The organism is Taklimakanibacter lacteus (genome assembly GCA_003576695.1).
GTDB lineage: Bacteria > Pseudomonadota > Alphaproteobacteria > Rhizobiales > Aestuariivirgaceae > Taklimakanibacter > Taklimakanibacter lacteus.
Genome location: QOZQ01000010.1, coordinates 147560 through 165831 on the forward strand (window position 1 = coordinate 147560; position 18272 = coordinate 165831).

The window sequence follows — 18272 nt, forward strand, 5'->3', positions numbered from 1 at the left end:
CATCGAGAGGCTGTTCATGCTGACTTACGTCTATTTCGGCACCAATGATCTTGCCCGCGCGATCTCTTTTTACGGACCTGTGTTGACGCCGCTCGGCATGCAGCGCTGCGTGACGGGCGATCCCGCATGGGACCGCACATCGGCGGGCTGGGGGACTTATGAGCAAGACGGCCTCAACGAGCTGGCCTTCTGGGTCGGCCTGCCTTTCGACCAGCGGCCCGCAACCGTCGGCAATGGCAGCATGGTCGCCTTCAAGGCGCGGTCATGGGCTGCGGTCGACGATTTCCATGCCGCGGCTTTGAAGCATGGCGGCACATGCGACGGCCCGCCGGGGCTGCGCTTGCACTACAACCCGGATTTCTACGTCGCTTATGTCCGCGATCCCGACGGCAACAAGATTGCCGCGGTCTGCCGTGGCTTCACGGCACGTCAATAACTTGCAGCATTTACAATATTGCTGTATATTTCAGCTAACGAAGGTATTTGACGATGACCAGTTTCACCACAAGCGACCTCAGCCGAAAGTCAGGCGATATCATCGCCGAGGCACTACGTCGGCCCGTGACGATCACCCAGCGCAACAAGCCGCGGCTCGTTGTTCTGAGCATCGAAGACTATCGCCGGCTGGTTGCTCACGGCGATACGCGCAAAAGCGGTACCATCGATAAGATTTCGAATGAACGCCTTGCCGAGATCGATGCCGCTGTAGCGGAGTATGAGAATGACGGAACAGAGCGTTGAGCTTTGGCGATCTCAAGACTGGTGTTGTCATTGAGTATCCATTTCTGTGGTCAATCGAGGCTCAGCGCGGCGAGACCGAAGGACGAAAGCCTCGTCCCGCTGCCGTAGGTGTACGCATACCGAGAGCATCGGGCGACATCCTGCTTCTGTTTCCGATCACGACCAAGCAGCCTGAAATGGATCGCTTTGCTGTCGAAGTGCCTGACATCGAGAAGCGGCGAGCAGGCCTTGATCCGCAGGCACGGTCATGGCTGATACTCGACGAATACAACGAAGACATTATCGGCCAATCTTTCTATTTGGAGCCGACGCCACCTTTAGGGCAATTCAGTCGGGCGTTTTTCCTGCCCGTGATCAGAGAATTCGTTGCACGCGCGAGGTACGCCAAGCGAATCTCACGCCGCTGAATCGACGGGCTCACTTAAGCGATCTGGTTGGCGATGTCGTCGAGGGTGGTGGTGGCGAGCGCCCGCTCCAGTGCCTGTTCGGCCGAGCGCAGGGGCTCGGCGACGATCTTGACGATGGCCGCACCCACCGGGCACTTGCCCTTGGGATCGGTCTTGTGCATGCGGAAGATGTTTTCGTCTTCCACCGCCTTGTAGATGTCGGCGAGGGTGATGCGCCCGGCATGGCGTCCGAGGATGAAGCCGCCGGCGCGCCCGGTGACTGAAGCGACCAGGGCCGCCTTTTCCAGATCGCGCATCAGCCTGCGAATCACCACCGGATTGGTGTTGACGCTTTCCGCCACGATGGTCGAGCAGACGGGGCGGCCATCGCTCATCCGGGCGATGACGCTCAGCGCGTGAACCGCGACCATGAATCGGCTGCTCGACAGCATAATGCAACTCCGTCCATTACATATTTAAGGTGCCGGCCCCCGACAAGCAACGCAATGTTAACCGTAGGGCTGCAGTTTCAGCCTATGGTGAAGCGCAAATTCGACCTCATCGTCATGACTGTCTGCCTGGGCCTGCTCGGTTATTTCGGCTGGCACGGCTTCTACGGTCCGCGCAGCTTCGATGCCCGCGATGCGCTGGCCGCCAAGGCGGAAGCTCTCGAGGCCAGGCTCGCCACCATCCGCGACGAGCGCCGGGCATTGGAAAGCAAGGTGGCGCTGATGCGCCCGCAATCGATCGATCCCGACATGCTGGACGAGCTGGCGCGCGAGAGCCTCAACTACGGCAAATCCTCCGAGCTCATCGTCAAACTGCCGAACTGAAATCCGCCTTAAGATTCCAGTCGATAAACCATATTCCGGTTAATCGCAGATTTCCGTGTTGAACCAAGCATTTACTGCTATAGTCTGCACCAAGAAATCGAACGGAAGGCGGATCCATGGCAGTCAAATCGGCCTATATCGCGAAGAAATCCCACAAAAATCAGCCGAAGGGAGAGGCCAAGGCCGGAGAGGCCAGGGACCTTTTCGACAAGGACGAGGAGCTTCAGGCCTATCACGACATGCTGCTGATCCGCCGCTTCGAGGAGAAGGCCGGCCAGCTTTACGGCATGGGCTTCATCGGCGGCTTCTGCCACCTCTATATCGGCCAGGAGGCGGTCGTCGTCGGCATGCAGATGGCGCTGAAGCCGGGCGACCAGGTCATCACCTCCTATCGCGACCACGGCCATATGCTGGCGACCGGCATGGATCCCAAGGGTGTCATGGCCGAACTCACCGGCAGGCGGGGCGGCTATTCCAAGGGCAAGGGCGGCTCGATGCACATGTTCAGCCGCGAGAAGCAGTTCTTCGGCGGCCACGGCATCGTCGGCGCCCAGGTGCCGCTGGGCGCAGGCCTCGCCTTCGCCAACAAATATCGCGGCAATGACCACGTCGCGCTGACCTATTTCGGCGAGGGCGCGGCCAATCAGGGCCAGGTCTACGAGACCTTCAACATGGCGGCGCTGTGGAAGCTGCCGGTGATCTTCATCATCGAGAACAACCGCTATGCCATGGGCACCGCGGTCACCCGCTCGGCCGCCAAGTCGGAGGAGCTGTTCAACCGCGGCTCCGTCTATGGCATTCCGGGCGAGCAGGTCGACGGCATGGATGTGCGCGCCGTGAAGGTCGCGGGCGAAAAGGCGGTCGCCCACTGCCGCGCCGGCAACGGCCCCTATATCCTGGAGATGATGACTTATCGCTATCGCGGCCATTCGATGTCGGACCCGGCCAAATACCGCGCCAAGGAAGAAGTGCAGAAGATGCGCGAGGAGTCCGATCCGATCGAGCAGGTCAAGAAACGCCTGGTCGAGACGAGGGCCGCCACCGAGGACGAGCTCAAGAAGATCGATGCCGAGATCCGCGCCATCGTGATGGAGGCGGCCGAATTCGCGCAATCCGATCCCGAGCCCGATCCGGCCGAATTGTGGACCGACATCTATGTGAAGGCCTGACATGGCGGCGCTCATCCATGTCGTGCTCTTCGTCGCGGCGCTGATCGCTTTCATCGCCTGGTCGATCGCCGCCCTCAATGCGATGATCGTCACGCGCGTGGCACTGCCGGGCGAGAAGCTCTCCACCTATTTCAGGCTGGGCTTGTGGAAGTTCGCCCAGCTCGAGGCCCGCCTTGGTCCCGGTATCGCGCCGCATATCGCCCGCTACAAGCGGGCCTTCCTCATCTTCTTCGCGACGATCGGCGTCATACTTGTCGTTTCGATCTCAAGCCTCTTCGTTAAATCCGCCTGATTGCCCCCTTCGGAGACGTGATCCATGCCGAATATCCTGATGCCCGCGCTTTCTCCGACCATGGAGGAAGGAAAGCTGTCGAAATGGCTCAAGAAGGTGGGAGACAGCGTCAAGTCGGGCGATGTCCTGGCCGAGATCGAGACCGACAAGGCGACCATGGAGGTCGAGGCGGTCGATGAGGGCAAGCTCACCGAGATTCTGGTGCCGGAAGGTACCGAGAATGTGAAGGTCAACACGCCGATCGCGATCATCCTGGGCGAGGGCGAGGCGGCACCGGCACCTGCCGCCCAGAAGCAGGCCCAGGCCGTGGAGGAGAAGCCGGCGGCGGAAGCCAAGAGTGAAGCCCCGGCCGCTCCGGCAATCGCGTCTTCCTCCCTCAAGGACCCGGAAATCCCCGAAGGCACCGAGATGGTGTCGATGACGGTGCGCGAGGCCTTGCGGCTCGCCATGTCGGAGGAGATGCGCCGCGACAAGGACGTGTTCCTGATGGGCGAGGAGGTCGGCCAGTATCAGGGCGCCTACAAGATCAGCCAGGGCATGCTGGACGAGTTCGGCCCCGAGCGCGTCATCGACACGCCGATCACCGAGCATGGCTTCACCGGCGTCGCGGTCGGCGCCGGCTTTGCGGGCTTGAAGCCCATCGTCGAATTCATGACCTTCAATTTCGCCATGCAGGCGATGGACCACATCATCAATTCGGCGGCGAAGACCCTCTATATGGCAGGCGGCCAGATGGGCTGCCCGATCGTCTTCCGCGGCCCCAATGGTGCCGCCGCCCGCGTCGGCGCCCAGCACAGCCAGGATTATGCCGCCTGGTATTCGAGCGTGCCCGGCCTCAAGGTGGTGATGCCTTATTCCGCCGCCGATGCGCTGGGCCTGATGAAGTCGGCCATTCGCGACCCCAATCCGGTGATCTTCCTCGAAAACGAGATCCTCTATGGCAAGAGCTTCGAGGTGCCGAAGGTCGAGGACTGGATCGTTCCGATCGGCAAGGCCAAGGTGACGCGGCCCGGCAAGCATGTGACGATCGTCTCCTTCGGCATCGGCATGACCTATGCCCTGAGCGCCGCCGACAAGCTGGCGGCGGAAGGCGTCGAGGCCGAGGTCATCGATCTCAGGACCATCAGGCCGATGGATATCGCGACCATCGTCGAGAGCGTGAAGAAGACCAATCGCTGTGTCACCGTCGAGGAAGCCTGGCCGCAATGCTCGGTCTCATCCGAGATCGCAGCGCAACTGATGACCCATGCCTTCGACTATCTCGACGCCCCGGTGGCGCGCGTCAACGGCAAGGACGTGCCGATGCCCTATGCCGCCAATCTCGAAAAGCTGGCGCTGCCCACTGTCGATGACGTCGTCCAGGCGGCGAAGTCCGTCCTCTACGTTTGAGCTGCGATCGAGTCATGTTTGGAAAAGTCATCCCTCTTGACCGTCACCCCGGCGAAAGCCGGGGCCCATTAAACTCTCGCCACGCGAGCAGTGCTGTCCGCGTTGCGCTTATTCAATGGATCCCGGCTTTCGCCGGGATGACGAATGCGGGGAATAGAGAAACAGATTTTAAGGGAGCGCGCTGATGCCCACCAATATCCTCATGCCCGCGCTGTCGCCGACGATGGAGAAGGGCAAGCTCGCCAAATGGCTCAAGAAGGAAGGCGACAACGTCAAATCCGGCGACATCCTCGCCGAGATCGAGACCGACAAGGCGACGATGGAAGTGGAAGCCGTCGACGAGGGCATCGTCGGCAAGATCCTCATCGCCGAAGGCACCGATGATGTGGCGGTGAACACGCCGATTGCCGTGCTGCTGGGCGAGGGCGAGAAGGCCTCCGATATCAAAGCGCCGGCGGCAGCGGCCCCCAAGCCCGCCGCGGCGGCGCCGAAAGCTGAAGCGCCAAAGGCCGAAGCCGCCGTGCCGCAGCCCAAGGCGGAAGCGCCGAAGCCGCAAGCTCCAGCGCCTGCCGCCAGGACCAATGGCCAGGCGAGCGGACGCGTCTTCGCCTCGCCGCTGGCACGCCGCATCGCCAGGGAGAAGGGCATCGATCTGGCGGCGCTCAAGGGCTCAGGACCGCATGGCCGCGTCGTCCTCAAGGATGTCGAGACAGCGAAGCCCGGCGCCAAGGCACCGGCCGCCGGCGCACCGGCTTCCGCCGGTCTTGCCGCCCCCATGGCCGATGATGCGATCGCCAAGCTCTATGAGCCGGGCTCCTATGAGGTCGTGCCGCATGACGGCATGCGCAAGATCATCGCCGCGCGCTTGCTGCAGGCGAAGCAGACGATCCCGCATTTCTATCTCTCGATCTCCTGCGATCTCGAGAACCTGCTCAGCGTGCGCGAGCGCCTCAATGCGCATGCGCCGCGCGACAAGGAGAAGAACCCGGCCTGGAAGCTCTCGGTCAATGACTTCATCATCAAGGCGCTGGCCCTGGCGCTGCAGCGCGTGCCCGACGCCAATGCGACCTGGACCGAAGGCGGCATGCTGAAGCATAAGAATTCCGATGTCGGCGTCGCCGTCGCGGTCGAGGGCGGCCTGTTCACGCCGATCATCCGCAAGGCCGAGACCAAGACGCTCTCCGCCATCTCGCTCGAGATGAAGGACTTGGCCGGGCGCGCCCGCAAGCGCCGTCTGGCGCCACAGGAATATCAGGGCGGCACCACGGCGGTCTCCAATCTCGGCATGTTCGGCATCGAGAATTTCTCCGCCGTCATCAACCCGCCGCACGCGACCATCCTGGCGGTGGGCGCCGGCGAGAAGAAAGCCGTCGTGGTCGGCGACAAGATCGAGATCCGTACCCAGATGATGTGCACGCTCTCGGTCGATCACCGTGCCGTCGATGGCGCGCTTGGCGCCCAGCTGCTCCAGGCCTTCAAGACGCTCATCGAAGAACCCGCGCTGATGATGGCGTAAGCGCCACCATGAAGCACATCCTCGCTTTCGGAGACTCGCTCACCTGGGGCTTTCAGGCCGGCACCTGGATGCGTCACGCTTTCGAGGATCGCTGGCCGAATGTGCTGGCCGCTGGTCTCGGCGGCAAGGCGCGCGTCATCGAGGAAGGCCAGAATGGCCGCATGACGGTGCATGACGATCCTTATGTCTTCGAGAACCGCAGCGGCGCCGAGGCACTGCCCATCTTGCTGTCGACCCACCAGCCGCTCGATCTGATGATCATCATGCTGGGCACCAACGACCTCAAATGGGAGGGCCGCCAGCGCGCGCTCGATGCCCGCCTCGGCATGGCGCGCCTCGTCGAGATCATCCGCACCTATGTCTACAAGCCGGGCTGCGGCGTCCCTGAGATCCTGCTCATGTCGCCGCCCCATCTCGGCAAGACCGAGGACGAGGACTTCGCCGGCTATTTCGAGCATGCCATCGCCGAGTCGAAGAACCTCGCCCGTCAATATGCGAAGCTTGCCGGCGAGACGGAGTGTCATTTCTTCGATGCGGCGAGCATCGCAAAGGCCGACCCGACCGATGGCGTTCATCTCGACGCCGCCAATACGCGCTCAATTGGCACTGCCCTGATCCCGGTGGTGAAGCGCATTCTTGATCTGTGAAGGAGTAATCCATGGCCGATACCGAATTTGACGTCATCATCATCGGCTCAGGCCCCGGCGGCTATGTGACCGCCATCCGCTCGGCCCAGCTCGGCTTCAAGACGGCGATCGTCGAGCGCGAGCATCTGGGCGGCATCTGCCTCAACTGGGGCTGCATCCCGACCAAGGCGCTCCTGCGCTCGGCCGAGATCTATCACTATATGCAGCATGCCAAGGACTACGGCCTTGTCGCCGAGAAGATCGGCTTCGACGCCAAGGCCGTGGTGCAGCGCTCGCGCGCCGTGTCGGGCCGCCTCAATATGGGTGTCGGCGGGCTGCTCAAGAAGAACAAGGTGCAGGTCATCTGGGGCGAGGCCAGGCTCGGCAAGGCAGGCGAGGTCATCGTCGCCGATCCGTCCAAGGCGCCGATGCAGCCGCAGCATGCGCCGCCCCGGGGCACGCTGGGGGCAGGCACCTATAAGGGCAAGCACATCATCATTGCCACCGGAGCGCGTCCGCGTGTGCTGCCGGGCCTCGAGCCCGACGGCAAGCTGGTCTGGACCTATTTCGAGGCCATGGTGCCGCCCGAGATGCCGAAATCGCTCCTGGTCGTGGGGTCGGGCGCCATCGGCATCGAATTCGCCTCCTTCTATCACGCCATGGGCGTCGATGTGACGGTGGTCGAGATCGTCGACCAGATCATGCCGGTCGAGGATGCCGAGATCGCCAAGATCGCCCAGAAGCAGCTCGAGAAGCGCGGCCTCAAGATCAAGACCGGCGCCAAGGTCAGTGCGCTGAAGAAATCGGCCAATTCGGTGACGGCGACGATCGAGCAGGGGGGCAACAAATCGGAGCTCACCGTCGATCGCGTCATCTCGGCCGTCGGCGTCGTCGGCAATATCGAGAATCTGGGTCTCGAGGCGCTTGGCGTGAAGACCGAGAAGGGTTGCATCGTCATCGACGGCTTCGGGCGCACCAATGTGCCGGGCCTCTATGCGATCGGCGATGTGGCAGGCCCGCCGATGCTGGCGCACAAGGCCGAGCATGAAGGCGTCATCTGCGTCGAGAAGATCAAGGGCCTCGATGCCCATCCGATGGACAAGAACAGGATCCCGGGCTGCACCTATTGCCAGCCGCAGGTCGCCTCCGTCGGCCTGACCGAGGCGAAGGCCAAGGCGGCGGGACGCGAGATCAAGGTCGGCCGTTTCCCCTTCCTCGCCAATGGCAAGGCGATCGCTCTCGGCGAGGACCAGGGCCTCGTCAAGACGATCTTCGACGCCAGGACCGGCGAGCTTCTGGGGGCGCATATGGTCGGCGCCGAGGTGACCGAGCTGATCCAGGGTTTCGTCATCGCCATGGGGCTGGAGACCACCGAGGAAGAGCTGATCCACACCGTCTTCCCGCATCCGACCTTGTCGGAAATGATGCATGAGAGCGTGCTCGACGCCTATGGCCGCGTGATCCATATGTGAGGAGATGCTTCTCACTACCGTCATCCCGGCGCAAGCCGCTATCATATGCGCACAATTCGCGGGCGAGCCTTTCACCCTCGCCCCGCTTCAGCGGGGAGAGGGTAGGGGCCCGCCGCGCAGCGGCGGGAAGGGTGAGGGGCCTGCGCGCAACGTTATAAAGTCCCCTCACCCTCCCATTGCTTCCGCAATGGGGCCCTCCCTCTCCCCGCTGAAGCGGGGCGAGGGCAAGGTCGCAATCCCTTCTACGATTTGTGAATCCGATAGCGGCGAAAGCCGAGATCCCCTGAATGCGGGCAATTCAGGCAGCGCTGTGCGCGTTTCGCAAATTTAATAGGCCCCGACTTTCGTCGGGGTGACGACAAGAGAGTATCACTGTCGGCGCAGTGGGGCATGGCTGCACTGCCCATTTTGCAAAAGTGGAGCGACATTTGCGTTGAATAACGGTGCTAGTTTGCGCGCTTTCCGTTATGGGACATAGTTTGCCGTTCAGGAGTGCCGTATGTTTGTCCTTGCCGATATCTCGACCGAGCTCGAATCCATCCGCGCGCAGTCTTTGTGGAAGACCGAGCGCCCGATCGTGTCGCCGCAGGACGGCCATATCAAGGTCATCCGCGATGGCGTCCGCCATGAGGTGCTGAATTTTTGCGCCAACAACTATCTGGGCCTTGCCGACCATCCGGCCCTCATCGAGGCGGCGAAGGCCGCCATGGAGAGCCATGGGCTGGGCATGGCCTCGGTACGCTTCATCTGCGGCACCACCGACCTCCATCGCGAGCTCGAGGCCAGGATCGCCGACTATGTCGAGCAGGAGGATTGCATCCTGTATGCCGCCTGTTTCGATGCCAATGGCGGCGTCTTCGAGCCGCTTTTCGGGGCCGAGGACGCGATCATTTCCGACAGCCTCAACCATGCTTCGATCATCGACGGCATCCGGCTCTCCAAGGCCAAGCGCTTCCGCTACCGCAATGGCGACATGAATGACCTCGAAGCGCAGCTCAAAGCCGCCAAGGCCGAGAATGCCCGGCGCATGATCATCGTCACCGACGGCGTCTTCTCCATGGACGGCTATCTGGCCAAGCTCGGCCAGATCCGGAAGCTCGCCGACGCGCATGGCGCCATGATTATGGTGGATGATTGCCATGCCACCGGTTTCATCGGCCCGCAGGGGCGCGGCACGCCGGCCAGGGCCGGCGTCAGGGTCGACATCATCACCGGCACGCTGGGCAAGGCGCTGGGCGGCTCGGCCGGCGGTTTCGTCGCGGCAGCGAAGCCCATTGTCGATCTGCTGCGCCAGCGGTCGAGGCCCTATCTCTTTTCCAACTCGCTGCCGCCCCCGATCGTCGGCGCGGCGATCCAGGCTATCGACATGGCGAGGCGTGGTGATGAATTGCGCAACGGCCTCTTCGACAATGCCCGGCGCTTCCGCATCGCCATGAGCAAATCGGGCTTCAACCTCTTGCCGGGCGAGCATCCGATCATCCCGGTCATGCTGGGCGAGGCGAAGGTCGCCCAGGACATGGCGGCGAAGCTCTATGAGCGGGGCATCTATGTGACGGGCTTCTTCTACCCCGTGGTGCCGCAGGGGGCGGCCCGCATCCGCACCCAGATGTCGGCCGCCCACACGCCACAGGATATTGACAAGTGCGCCGCGGCATTTACGGAAGTGGGCCAGGAACTGGGCGTTATCTAGGGAAGGCCCTCATGCGCGCATTGGTCAAGGCGGAACGGGCGGAGGGCCTCGTCATGCGGGACGAGCCGGTTCCCGAGATCGGCTCCGACGACATCCTGATCAAGGTCAAGAAGACCGGCATCTGCGGCACCGATCTCCATATCTGGAAATGGGACGAATGGGCCCAGAAGACGATCCCGGTGCCGATGGTGGTGGGCCACGAATTTTCAGGCGTGGTCGAGGCGATCGGCAGCCATGTCCGCACCGTCAAGGTCGGCGACCGGGTGTCGGGCGAGGGCCATCTGATCGGCATGAAGAGCCGCATGGCCAGGGCCGGCCATTTCCATCTCGATCCCGAGACCAAGGGTGTCGGCGTCAATGTGCCGGGCGCCTTCGCCGAATATCTGAAGATCCCGGCCTTCAACGCCATCCATCTGCCGCCCGAGGTCGATGACGAGATCGCCTCGATCCTCGATCCCCTGGGCAATGCGGTCCATACCGCGCTGTCCTTCGATCTCGTCGGCGAGGATGTGCTGATCACCGGCGCCGGACCCATCGGCATCATGGCGGCGGCGGTGTGCCGCCATGTCGGCGCCCGCCATGTGGTGGTGACCGACATCAATGATTTCCGCCTCGATCTCTGCAGGGAGGTCGCCGATGTGGTGACCGTCAATGTCTCGCGCGAGGATTTGCGTCAGGTGATGGAGCGGATCGGCATGCGCGAGGGCTTCGACATCGGCCTCGAGATGTCGGGCGCTCCGAAAGCCTTCGACCAGATGGTCGAGCATATGATCATGGGCGGCAAGATCGCCATGCTGGGCATTCCTTCGGGGAAGACGCCGGTCGACTGGAATTCGGTGATCTTCAAGTCCCTCACCATCAAGGGCATCTATGGCCGCGAGATGTTCGAGACCTGGTACAAGATGATCGCGATGCTGCAATCGGGCCTCGATATCCGCAAGGTCATCACCCATCGCATGAAAGCCGCCGACTACGCCCAGGGATTCGCATTGATGAAGCAGGGTTCCTGCGGCAAGGTGGTTCTGGACTGGAGCACCTGAACATGGCACGGGACCGACTATGTTGGTGTCTTATGGAACGGCCAACGGCTGCCTGACCGAGTTTCCGCAAGCGGACAAACCCGTCATCCCGCCCGGCACCGTATGGATAGATCTGGTCGAGCCCAGCCACACGGAAGAAACCGCCGTGGAGGAAACGCTCGGCATCGACATTCCGACGCGCGAGGAACTGGCCGAGATCGAGGCGTCGAGCCGGCTCTATGCCGAGGACGGCGCCGCCTTCATGACCGCCAATCTCATCCGCCGCGGCGAGAACGACCGCCCCGAATCCTCGCCCGTCACCTTCATCATCAAGGACAACACGCTCGTCACCATCCGCTATCATCACCCGCAGGCCTTTCCCGTCTATGTGCGCCGCGCAATGAAGCCGCAGACCACCTCGATGTCGGGCTGGGGCGTGCTGATCAGCCTGCTCGAAGCCGTGGTCGACCGCGCCGCCGACCATCTCGAGCGGGTCGGCACCATCGTCGACGACACGTCGCGGCAGATCTTCAATTCCGACCGGCATTCGCATAGCCGCCGCATCCGCAAGAAGGCGCCCAACCTGCAGGAGCTTCTTGAGAAGATCGGGGAGGAGGGCGACTTCAATTCCAAGATGCGCGAAAGCCTCGTCTCGATCGGCCGGCTCGCCGCCTTCATGTCGGCGGTCATCGAGCCGATGAAGCAGACACGCGAGATGAAGGATCACCGCGCCCGCATCAAGATCCTGCAGCGCGACATCATCTCGCTCACCGACCATGCGAGCTTCCTGTCGGGCAAGATCGCCTTCCTGCTCGACGCGGTTCTCGGCATGATCTCGATCGAGCAGAACGGTATCATCAAGATATTCTCGGTGGCGGCCGTCGTGTTCCTGCCGCCGACATTGGTGGCCAGCATCTATGGCATGAATTTCGATGTCATGCCGGAGCTGAAATGGGCGCTGGGCTATCCCTTCGCGCTCGGCTTGATGGTGCTCTCGGCGATCCTTCCCTATCTCTATTTCAAGCGCAAAGGCTGGCTATGAGCAAAGTGACTCTCATCAAGGCTTCGCATGCCCTGGCATCGGCGGAACTGGGCGATGCGGCGAAGGCGAACGAGCCGCAGGGATCGCCCATCGCCATGATCCGCTCCAAGGACTACCGCGAAGGCCCGGATGCCGGCGTGTGGGAATGCACGCCCGGCAAATGGAAGCGCGCCGTCAGGAACGCCGAATTCGCCCATTTCGTGAAGGGCCGCTGCGAGTTCCACCACGAGGACGGGACGGTGCTCGAGATCGCCGCCGGCGATGCCGTCTATTTTCCCGCCAATACGCGCGGGCTCTGGAATGTCATCGAGACGGTGCGCAAGACCTATTTCCTGCTGCCGATGGAGTAGTGCCGCAGGCATGATGAGTTTTCGTTCATCCCCCTTTCCGTCATCCCGGCGAAAGCCGGGACCCACTAAATTCCTTCCACGCGAGCAGCGCCTCCCAAGTTGCTCTTATTCAATGGGTCCCGGCTTTCGCCGGGATGACGGAATTGGGAAGAGAGTGGGCGCGAAGCCATGGCGCTGACGCTCTGGGTCGGCATCGGCGGCGCCATTGGCGCGATCCTGCGGCATTTCCTCAACATCGTCATCGCGCGGGTCTCGGGGTCGGACTTCCCCTGGCACACGATGCTCATCAACATATCGGGCTCCTTTGCGATGGGCCTGCTGATCGCTCTGATGGCGCAGCGCTGGAACGTGTCGAATGAGCTCAGAGCCTTCCTGACCATCGGCATCCTGGGCGGCTATACGACCTTCTCCGCCTTCTCGCTCGATTTCGCGTTCCTGGTCGAGCGCAAGGCCTATATGCTTGCCGGCGCCTATGCCCTGGGATCCGTCGTCATTTCGCTGGTGGCGATCTTCATCGGCCTGGCGCTCGGGCGCGCTTTCGCATGAGCGAGGTCACGCACCGGCGCGTGGTGCGCGATGAGGACGGCATGCGGCTCGACCGCTGGTTCCGCATCCATTTTCCGCAAGTGACCTTCGCCTATCTCAACAAGCTCGCCCGCACCGGGCAACTGCGCGTGGAGGGCAGGCGGGTGAAACCCAATGCCAGGCTGGCAGAGGGGCAGGAGATTCGCGTGCCGCCGCTCGCTTTCGAGGCGCGGCCGGCAGACACGCCTTCGGCGGAAGCCAAGCCCCTCAGCAAGGAAGAGAAGAAGCTCTTCCAGTCGATGATCCTGCATGAGGACAAGGACATCTATGTCCTCAACAAGCCCGCAGGACTCGCCGTGCAGGGCGGAACGAAAACTCACCGTCATATCGATGGGCTGCTGATCGGGCTGGGCGCTGAGCTTGGGGAGCGGCCGCGTCTCGTCCATCGTCTCGACCGCGAGACATCGGGTGTCCTCGTGATCGCCAAAAGGCGCGCGGTCGCGGCGTCCCTCGGCAAGCTCTTCGCCACGCGCACCGTGCGCAAGATCTACTGGGCGGGCGTCAAGGGCGTGCCCAAGCCGGCGCAGGGCAAGATCGATATCGCGCTCATCAAGGCGGCAGGCCCCGATGGCGACCGGGTGCGCGCCGCCGATGCCGATGAGGAGGAAGCCCAGCGCGCCGTCACCCATTACAGCGTGATCGACAAGGCGCCGCCGGTGCTGGCCTGGATGTCGCTCAAGCCTTCGACCGGCCGCCAGCATCAGTTGCGCGCCCATATGGCGCATATCGGCCATCCGATCCTGGGCGATGACAAATATGAGGGCGACAAGGACCTGCCGGCCGCGATCCCGAACCGATTGCATCTTCATGCACGGCGGATCGTATTCCCCCATCCGCGCGGCGGCACGGTCGATGTGACGGCGCCGCTTCCGCCCCATATGCTGGAAACCTGGGCCCTGTTCGGCTTCGATCCCGGGCGCTATGACGAGGGACCAGAGGAGAAGAACCGCAAGTGAAGCTCGCCTTGTTCGACATCGACGGCACGCTGATGGACAGCCAGGCCATGATCCTCGCTTCGATGACGGCCGCTTTCTCGACCGAAGGCCTGCCTGCGCCGTCACGCCCCGAGATGCTGGGTGTCGTCGGGCTCTCTCTGGTGAAGGCGATGAGTGTGCTGTGTCCGGAGCACGAGCCCGTCCGGCATGAAAGCCTCGCTCAGGCCTATAAGCAGGCCTTCTGGTCTTATCGTACCGACGGATCCTTTCCTGAAATGCCCTTTGACGGCGCGCTCGATCTGCTTCGCGCGCTGAAATCCCGCGATGACGTGATGATCGGCATCGCCACCGGCAAGTCGCAGCGCGGCGTGCGCCACATCATCGACCAGTTTGGGCTTGAAGGCGTCTTCTCGACCATCCAGACATCGGACGATGCACCGTCCAAGCCCCATCCGGGCATGATCCTCCAGGCCATGGACGAATGCGGCGCCACGCCGCAAGATACGGTCATGATCGGTGATGCCGTCTTCGATATCGACATGGCCCATGCGGCGGGCGTGAAAGCCGTGGCGGTCGCCTGGGGCTTCCAGCCCACGACCGTTCTGGCGCGCGCCAACCCTCACGTAATCGTCAATAATTTCAATGAATTGGACGGCGTGCTTACATCCCTATGGCAGGAGCCGGTGCCGGCATGACAGAGGCTCCGGCGCGGCGCTTCTACAAGACGGTGGCCATTGCCGGGACGAGCCCGCCCTATGCGGTCACGCTTGATCAGCGCTCGCTGCGCACACCCCTGAAGCAGGCCCTCGATCTGCCGACCCGCCCACTCGCCGAGGCGGTCGCCGCCGAATGGGAGGCGCAGGCCGAGAAGATCGATCCCCAGTCCATGCCGTTCACCAAGCTCGTCAATACCGCGCTTGACCGCGTGGCGAGCGACCGCGCGCGCATCATCCGCGAGATCGTGCAGTTCGCCGGCTCCGATCTCGTCTGCTATCGCGCCGAGAAGCCGCAGGAGCTCGTCGAGCGCCAGGCGCGCGGCTGGCAGCCGGTTCTCGATTGGGCGCGCGGCACTTTCGGCGGCGAGTTCGTGGTCACTGAAGGCATCGTCCATATCGAGCAACCCGAGGCAGCGCTTGCCGCCATGCGGGACTATCTTGACGGCAAGTCGCCCTGGGCGCTGACCGCGCTCCACAATATGACGACATTGACCGGCTCGGCGCTGATCTCGGCCATGGCCTGCGATGGCGGGATCCTGCCGGCCGAGGCCTGGCTCGCCGCCCATATCGACGAGGACTGGCAGATCGAGCAATGGGGGGCCGACGAAGAGGCCAGCCACCGCCGTCAATATCGCAAGCGCGAATTCGACACCTGCCTGCGCTTCAGCGCGCTTTCAAGATAACACCGAAGGAAGGGGAGGGATCCGATGCAGGATATCCTGGAGAAGCTGGAAGAGCGCCGCGCCAACGCCCGCCTCGGCGGCGGACAGAAGCGCATCGAGGCCCAGCATGGCCGCGGCAAGCTTACCGCCCGCGAGCGCATCGATCTCCTGATGGATCCGGGTTCCTTCGAGGAGTTCGACATGTTCGTCGAGCACCGCTGCACCGATTTCGGCATGGAGAAGTCGAAGATCCCGGGTGATGGCGTGGTCACCGGCTGGGGCACGATCAATGGCCGGGTCGTCTATGTCTTTGCCAAGGACTTCACCGTCTTCGGCGGATCGCTCTCCGAAGCCCATGCCCGCAAGATCACCAAGATCCAGGACATGGCGGTGCAGAACCGCGCCCCCATCGTCGGGCTGTTCGATGCCGGCGGTGCCCGCATCCAGGAAGGCGTCGCGGCGCTGGGCGGCTATGGCGAGGTGTTCCAGCGCAATGTGCTGTCCTCGGGCGTCATCCCGCAGATCTCGGTGATCATGGGGCCCTGCGCCGGCGGCGATGTCTATTCCCCGGCGATGACCGACTTCATCTTCATGGTGCGCGACACGAGCTACATGTTCGTGACCGGGCCCGATGTGGTGAAGACGGTGACCAATGAGACGGTGACGGCGGAGGAACTGGGCGGCGCTTCGGTGCATACGACGCGCTCGTCCATTGCCGACAAGGCCTTTGACAACGACGTCGAGGCGCTTCTGCAGATGCGCCGCTTCATCGACTTCCTGCCGTCCTCCAATACCTCGCCCGTCCCCGAACTGCCGAGCTTCGACGATGCCGAGCGCTTCGACATGTCGCTCGACACGCTGGTGCCGCGCAATCCCAACCAGCCCTATGACATGAAGGAGCTGATCCTCAAGGCTGTCGATGAGGGCGACTTCTTCGAGATCCAGGAGGCCTTCGCCCGCAACATCGTCACCGGTTTCGCCCGCATGGAGGGGCGCACGGTCGGCATCGTCGCCAATCAGCCCCTGGTGCTTGCCGGCACGCTCGATTCCGATGCCGGCCGAAAGGCCGCGCGCTTCGTGCGCTTCTGCGACTGCTTCAATATTCCGATCGTCACCTTCGTCGACGTGCCGGGCTTCCTGCCGGGCACCGCGCAGGAATATGGCGGGCTCATCAAGCACGGCGCCAAACTGCTCTTTGCCTATGCCGAGGCGACGGTGCCCAAGATTACCGTCATCACGCGCAAGGCCTATGGCGGCGCCTATGTCGTCATGGCCTCGAAGCATATTCGCGGCGACGTCAATTACGCCTGGCCGACGGCCGAGATCGCGGTCATGGGCTCGAAGGGCGCAGCCGAGATCATCTATCGCCAGGAACTGGGCGAGCCCGAGCGCATCAAGGCCAGGGTCAAGGAGTATGAGACGCGTTTCGCCAACCCCTTCGTCTCGGCCGAGCGCGGCTTCCTGGATGAGGTGATCATGCCGCATTCGACCCGCAAGCGCGTCGCCCGCGCGCTCAATATGCTGCGCAACAAGGAGCTGCAGAATCCCTGGAAGAAGCATGACAATATCCCGCTGTAAGTGATGGAACGCGAAGACCTTTTCCTGCGCCTGGGACTGGCGCTCGCCATCGGCTTCCTGATCGGCCTCGAGCGCGGCTGGAAGGACCGGGACGAGAAGGAGGGACAGCGCACCGCGGGCTTGCGGACCTTCTCGCTCATCGCGCTGCTCGGCGGCATCTTCGGCGCCCTCACCCGGGACCAGAACTTCCTGCTTCTGGCTTCGGGATTCGTGGTGGTGAGCGGAGCGCTTGCCGCCTTCTTCTGGCGCGAAGGCAAGAGCGAGGATGATTTCAGCGCCACCAGCGTCGTCGCCGTCATGCTCACTTTCATGCTGGGCGCTTTCGCGGTCCTGGGCGATCCGGCGGTGGCCGCGGGCGCCGGAGTGGCCGCGGCCGTGCTGTTGGCCATCAAGGCGCAACTGCATGGCTGGCTCGCCCGCATCACCTGGCCCGAATTGCGCGCCGGGCTGGTGCTGGCGGCGATGACCTTCATCGCTCTGCCCTTGCTGCCGCATCGCGCCGTCGATCCTTATGGCGCGATCAATCCCTATGAGCTCTGGCTGATGACGATCCTGATCGCGGCAGTTTCCTTCGCCGGTTATGCGGCGATCAGGATCGCAGGACCCGAGCGCGGGACGATCATGGCCGCCGGGGCAGGCGGGCTGGTCGCCTCGACCGCCGTGACCTTGACGCTCGCGCGGCTGGCCCGCGACAACCCGGCCCGCATTCCGCTTCTGGCGGGCAGTGTGACCCTGGCCAGCGCCATCATGCTGCTCAGGGTGCTGGTGGTGGTGGCGGTGATCAATCTCGCCCTGGCGGCTTCCCTGGCACCGGCCTTGATCGCCGGCGCGCTGGCGATGGCAATCCTTGCCTGGTGGCTCATTGGCCGCGCGCCCGACGGCAAGAAGGAGAGCCGCACCGATTTCAAGCTGCAGAATCCGTTCAAGCTGGCCGAGGTCCTGCGCTTCGGACTCATCCTGACGGCCGTCATGCTGCTCGCGGTCGCGGCCCGGCATTTCTTCGGCGAGGCGGGACTCATCGGTCTTGCCGCCATTTCGGGCCTGGCCGATGTGGACGCGATCACTCTGTCGATGGCGAAGGCAGCGCAGGCCGATGCGGCGTCGGGACCGGGTCTGGCGATCCTGACGGCTGTCGGCGTGAATACGGTCGCGAAGAATGTCTATGCCGCCTATGTCGGCGGGTCGCGTATCGGCCTGATCGTTGCGGCAGGCACGGTTCTCGGTTTTGTCGCGGCGGGCGCGGCCTATATTTTCGTTCCGGTGTAACGCTG

21 protein-coding genes are annotated in these 18272 nt (G+C 63.2%); 20 read left to right on the forward strand and 1 reads right to left on the reverse strand.

Annotated features, from left to right (window positions below; genetic code table 11):
• Window positions 1-16: 16 nt before the first annotated feature.
• Genes DT068_RS20480 through DT068_RS20490 form a run of 3 tightly spaced genes read left to right on the forward strand, consistent with a single transcriptional unit; the run spans window position 17 to window position 1148 of the window.
• Window positions 17-436, forward strand: a complete 420-nt coding sequence (locus DT068_RS20480; RefSeq protein ID WP_119391748.1) for a VOC family protein — start codon at window positions 17-19, stop codon at window positions 434-436.
• 53 nt (window positions 437-489) lie between these two features.
• Entirely contained in the window at window positions 490-741 is a 252-nt protein-coding gene (locus DT068_RS20485) for a type II toxin-antitoxin system prevent-host-death family antitoxin (RefSeq protein ID WP_119391749.1), read from the forward strand.
• Window positions 738-1148, forward strand: a complete 411-nt coding sequence (locus DT068_RS20490) for a hypothetical protein (protein ID WP_119391750.1) — start codon at window positions 738-740, stop codon at window positions 1146-1148. The genes DT068_RS20485 and DT068_RS20490 overlap by 4 nt, the downstream gene beginning before the upstream one ends.
• A 14-nt stretch (window positions 1149-1162) precedes the next feature.
• Here the strand turns inward: DT068_RS20490 and DT068_RS20495 are convergent, their stop codons facing one another.
• Window positions 1163-1558: an Rrf2 family transcriptional regulator gene (locus tag DT068_RS20495; protein ID WP_162914340.1), complete on the reverse strand. Its 396-nt coding sequence runs from the start codon at window positions 1556-1558 to the stop codon at window positions 1163-1165.
• 105 nt (window positions 1559-1663) lie between these two features.
• Here DT068_RS20495 and DT068_RS20500 point away from each other — a divergent pair, with 105 nt between their 5' ends.
• From DT068_RS20500 to DT068_RS20580, 17 genes are all read left to right on the forward strand, one after another.
• Window positions 1664-1960 carry an FtsB family cell division protein gene (locus DT068_RS20500; protein WP_162914341.1) on the forward strand — a complete coding sequence of 99 codons (297 nt, stop codon included), beginning with the start codon at window positions 1664-1666 and terminating at the stop codon, window positions 1958-1960.
• 137 nt (window positions 1961-2097) lie between these two features.
• Window positions 2098-3129, forward strand: a complete 1032-nt coding sequence (gene pdhA, locus DT068_RS20505) for a pyruvate dehydrogenase (acetyl-transferring) E1 component subunit alpha (protein WP_438816451.1) — start codon at window positions 2098-2100, stop codon at window positions 3127-3129.
• A gap of 1 nt (window position 3130) precedes the next feature.
• The gene (locus tag DT068_RS20510; RefSeq protein WP_119391754.1) at window positions 3131-3421 is read left to right on the forward strand and encodes a hypothetical protein; all 291 of its coding nucleotides are present in this window, start codon (window positions 3131-3133) and stop codon (window positions 3419-3421) included.
• A 24-nt stretch (window positions 3422-3445) separates the two neighbouring features.
• Complete coding sequence (locus tag DT068_RS20515) at window positions 3446-4810, forward strand: pyruvate dehydrogenase complex E1 component subunit beta (protein WP_119391755.1); 1365 nt, start codon at window positions 3446-3448, stop codon at window positions 4808-4810.
• A 184-nt stretch (window positions 4811-4994) separates the two neighbouring features.
• On the forward strand, window positions 4995-6326 hold the full coding sequence (locus DT068_RS20520; protein WP_119391756.1) for a pyruvate dehydrogenase complex dihydrolipoamide acetyltransferase: 1332 nt from the start codon (window positions 4995-4997) through the stop codon (window positions 6324-6326).
• Between the two features lie 8 nt (window positions 6327-6334).
• Window positions 6335-6973, forward strand: coding sequence for an SGNH/GDSL hydrolase family protein (locus DT068_RS20525; protein WP_119391757.1), 639 nt, complete (start codon window positions 6335-6337; stop codon window positions 6971-6973).
• Between the two features lie 11 nt (window positions 6974-6984).
• The gene (gene lpdA, locus DT068_RS20530) at window positions 6985-8424 is read left to right on the forward strand and encodes a dihydrolipoyl dehydrogenase (protein ID WP_119391758.1); all 1440 of its coding nucleotides are present in this window, start codon (window positions 6985-6987) and stop codon (window positions 8422-8424) included.
• 499 nt (window positions 8425-8923) lie between these two features.
• Window positions 8924-10114, forward strand: coding sequence for a glycine C-acetyltransferase (gene kbl / locus DT068_RS20535; RefSeq protein ID WP_119391759.1), 1191 nt, complete (start codon window positions 8924-8926; stop codon window positions 10112-10114).
• Between the two features lie 11 nt (window positions 10115-10125).
• The gene (gene tdh / locus DT068_RS20540; protein WP_119391760.1) at window positions 10126-11154 is read left to right on the forward strand and encodes an L-threonine 3-dehydrogenase; all 1029 of its coding nucleotides are present in this window, start codon (window positions 10126-10128) and stop codon (window positions 11152-11154) included.
• Between the two features lie 19 nt (window positions 11155-11173).
• Window positions 11174-12175, forward strand: coding sequence for a magnesium/cobalt transporter CorA (corA, locus tag DT068_RS20545; RefSeq protein WP_119391761.1), 1002 nt, complete (start codon window positions 11174-11176; stop codon window positions 12173-12175).
• Entirely contained in the window at window positions 12172-12525 is a 354-nt protein-coding gene (locus DT068_RS20550) for a cupin domain-containing protein (RefSeq protein WP_162914342.1), read from the forward strand. Before corA ends, DT068_RS20550 begins: the two co-directional genes overlap by 4 nt.
• 168 nt (window positions 12526-12693) lie before the next feature.
• Window positions 12694-13071, forward strand: a complete 378-nt coding sequence (gene crcB, locus DT068_RS20555; RefSeq protein ID WP_119391763.1) for a fluoride efflux transporter CrcB — start codon at window positions 12694-12696, stop codon at window positions 13069-13071.
• Complete coding sequence (locus tag DT068_RS20560) at window positions 13068-14066, forward strand: RluA family pseudouridine synthase (protein WP_119391764.1); 999 nt, start codon at window positions 13068-13070, stop codon at window positions 14064-14066. The genes crcB and DT068_RS20560 overlap by 4 nt, the downstream gene beginning before the upstream one ends.
• Complete coding sequence (locus DT068_RS20565; protein ID WP_119391765.1) at window positions 14063-14740, forward strand: HAD-IA family hydrolase; 678 nt, start codon at window positions 14063-14065, stop codon at window positions 14738-14740. The genes DT068_RS20560 and DT068_RS20565 overlap by 4 nt, the downstream gene beginning before the upstream one ends.
• Window positions 14737-15444 carry an ATP12 family chaperone protein gene (locus DT068_RS20570; RefSeq protein ID WP_162914343.1) on the forward strand — a complete coding sequence of 236 codons (708 nt, stop codon included), beginning with the start codon at window positions 14737-14739 and terminating at the stop codon, window positions 15442-15444. The genes DT068_RS20565 and DT068_RS20570 overlap by 4 nt, the downstream gene beginning before the upstream one ends.
• Window positions 15445-15468: 24 nt before the next feature.
• Entirely contained in the window at window positions 15469-17001 is a 1533-nt protein-coding gene (locus tag DT068_RS20575; RefSeq protein WP_119391767.1) for an acyl-CoA carboxylase subunit beta, read from the forward strand.
• 3 nt (window positions 17002-17004) lie between these two features.
• Window positions 17005-18267: an MgtC/SapB family protein gene (locus DT068_RS20580; RefSeq protein WP_119391768.1), complete on the forward strand. Its 1263-nt coding sequence runs from the start codon at window positions 17005-17007 to the stop codon at window positions 18265-18267.
• Window positions 18268-18272 lie beyond the last annotated feature (5 nt).

What these genes read in the sequence shown, in the direction of transcription:
- lpdA (WP_119391758.1), top strand. Translation starts at nt 6,985, where the DNA reads ATGGCCGATACCGAATTTGACGTCATCATCATCGGCTCAGGCCCCGGC.
- corA (WP_119391761.1), top strand. Translation starts at nt 11,174, where the DNA reads ATGTTGGTGTCTTATGGAACGGCCAACGGCTGCCTGACCGAGTTTCCG.
- DT068_RS20560 (WP_119391764.1), top strand. Translation starts at nt 13,068, where the DNA reads ATGAGCGAGGTCACGCACCGGCGCGTGGTGCGCGATGAGGACGGCATG.
- crcB (WP_119391763.1), top strand. Translation starts at nt 12,694, where the DNA reads ATGGCGCTGACGCTCTGGGTCGGCATCGGCGGCGCCATTGGCGCGATC.
- DT068_RS20520 (WP_119391756.1), top strand. Translation starts at nt 4,995, where the DNA reads ATGCCCACCAATATCCTCATGCCCGCGCTGTCGCCGACGATGGAGAAG.
- DT068_RS20495 (WP_162914340.1), bottom strand. Translation starts at nt 1,558, where the DNA reads ATGGTCGCGGTTCACGCGCTGAGCGTCATCGCCCGGATGAGCGATGGC.
- DT068_RS20570 (WP_162914343.1), top strand. Translation starts at nt 14,737, where the DNA reads ATGACAGAGGCTCCGGCGCGGCGCTTCTACAAGACGGTGGCCATTGCC.
- DT068_RS20575 (WP_119391767.1), top strand. Translation starts at nt 15,469, where the DNA reads ATGCAGGATATCCTGGAGAAGCTGGAAGAGCGCCGCGCCAACGCCCGC.
- DT068_RS20525 (WP_119391757.1), top strand. Translation starts at nt 6,335, where the DNA reads ATGAAGCACATCCTCGCTTTCGGAGACTCGCTCACCTGGGGCTTTCAG.
- DT068_RS20515 (WP_119391755.1), top strand. Translation starts at nt 3,446, where the DNA reads ATGCCGAATATCCTGATGCCCGCGCTTTCTCCGACCATGGAGGAAGGA.
- DT068_RS20500 (WP_162914341.1), top strand. Translation starts at nt 1,664, where the DNA reads ATGGTGAAGCGCAAATTCGACCTCATCGTCATGACTGTCTGCCTGGGC.
- DT068_RS20485 (WP_119391749.1), top strand. Translation starts at nt 490, where the DNA reads ATGACCAGTTTCACCACAAGCGACCTCAGCCGAAAGTCAGGCGATATC.
- DT068_RS20480 (WP_119391748.1), top strand. Translation starts at nt 17, where the DNA reads ATGCTGACTTACGTCTATTTCGGCACCAATGATCTTGCCCGCGCGATC.
- tdh (WP_119391760.1), top strand. Translation starts at nt 10,126, where the DNA reads ATGCGCGCATTGGTCAAGGCGGAACGGGCGGAGGGCCTCGTCATGCGG.
- kbl (WP_119391759.1), top strand. Translation starts at nt 8,924, where the DNA reads ATGTTTGTCCTTGCCGATATCTCGACCGAGCTCGAATCCATCCGCGCG.
- DT068_RS20550 (WP_162914342.1), top strand. Translation starts at nt 12,172, where the DNA reads ATGAGCAAAGTGACTCTCATCAAGGCTTCGCATGCCCTGGCATCGGCG.
- DT068_RS20510 (WP_119391754.1), top strand. Translation starts at nt 3,131, where the DNA reads ATGGCGGCGCTCATCCATGTCGTGCTCTTCGTCGCGGCGCTGATCGCT.
- DT068_RS20580 (WP_119391768.1), top strand. Translation starts at nt 17,005, where the DNA reads ATGGAACGCGAAGACCTTTTCCTGCGCCTGGGACTGGCGCTCGCCATC.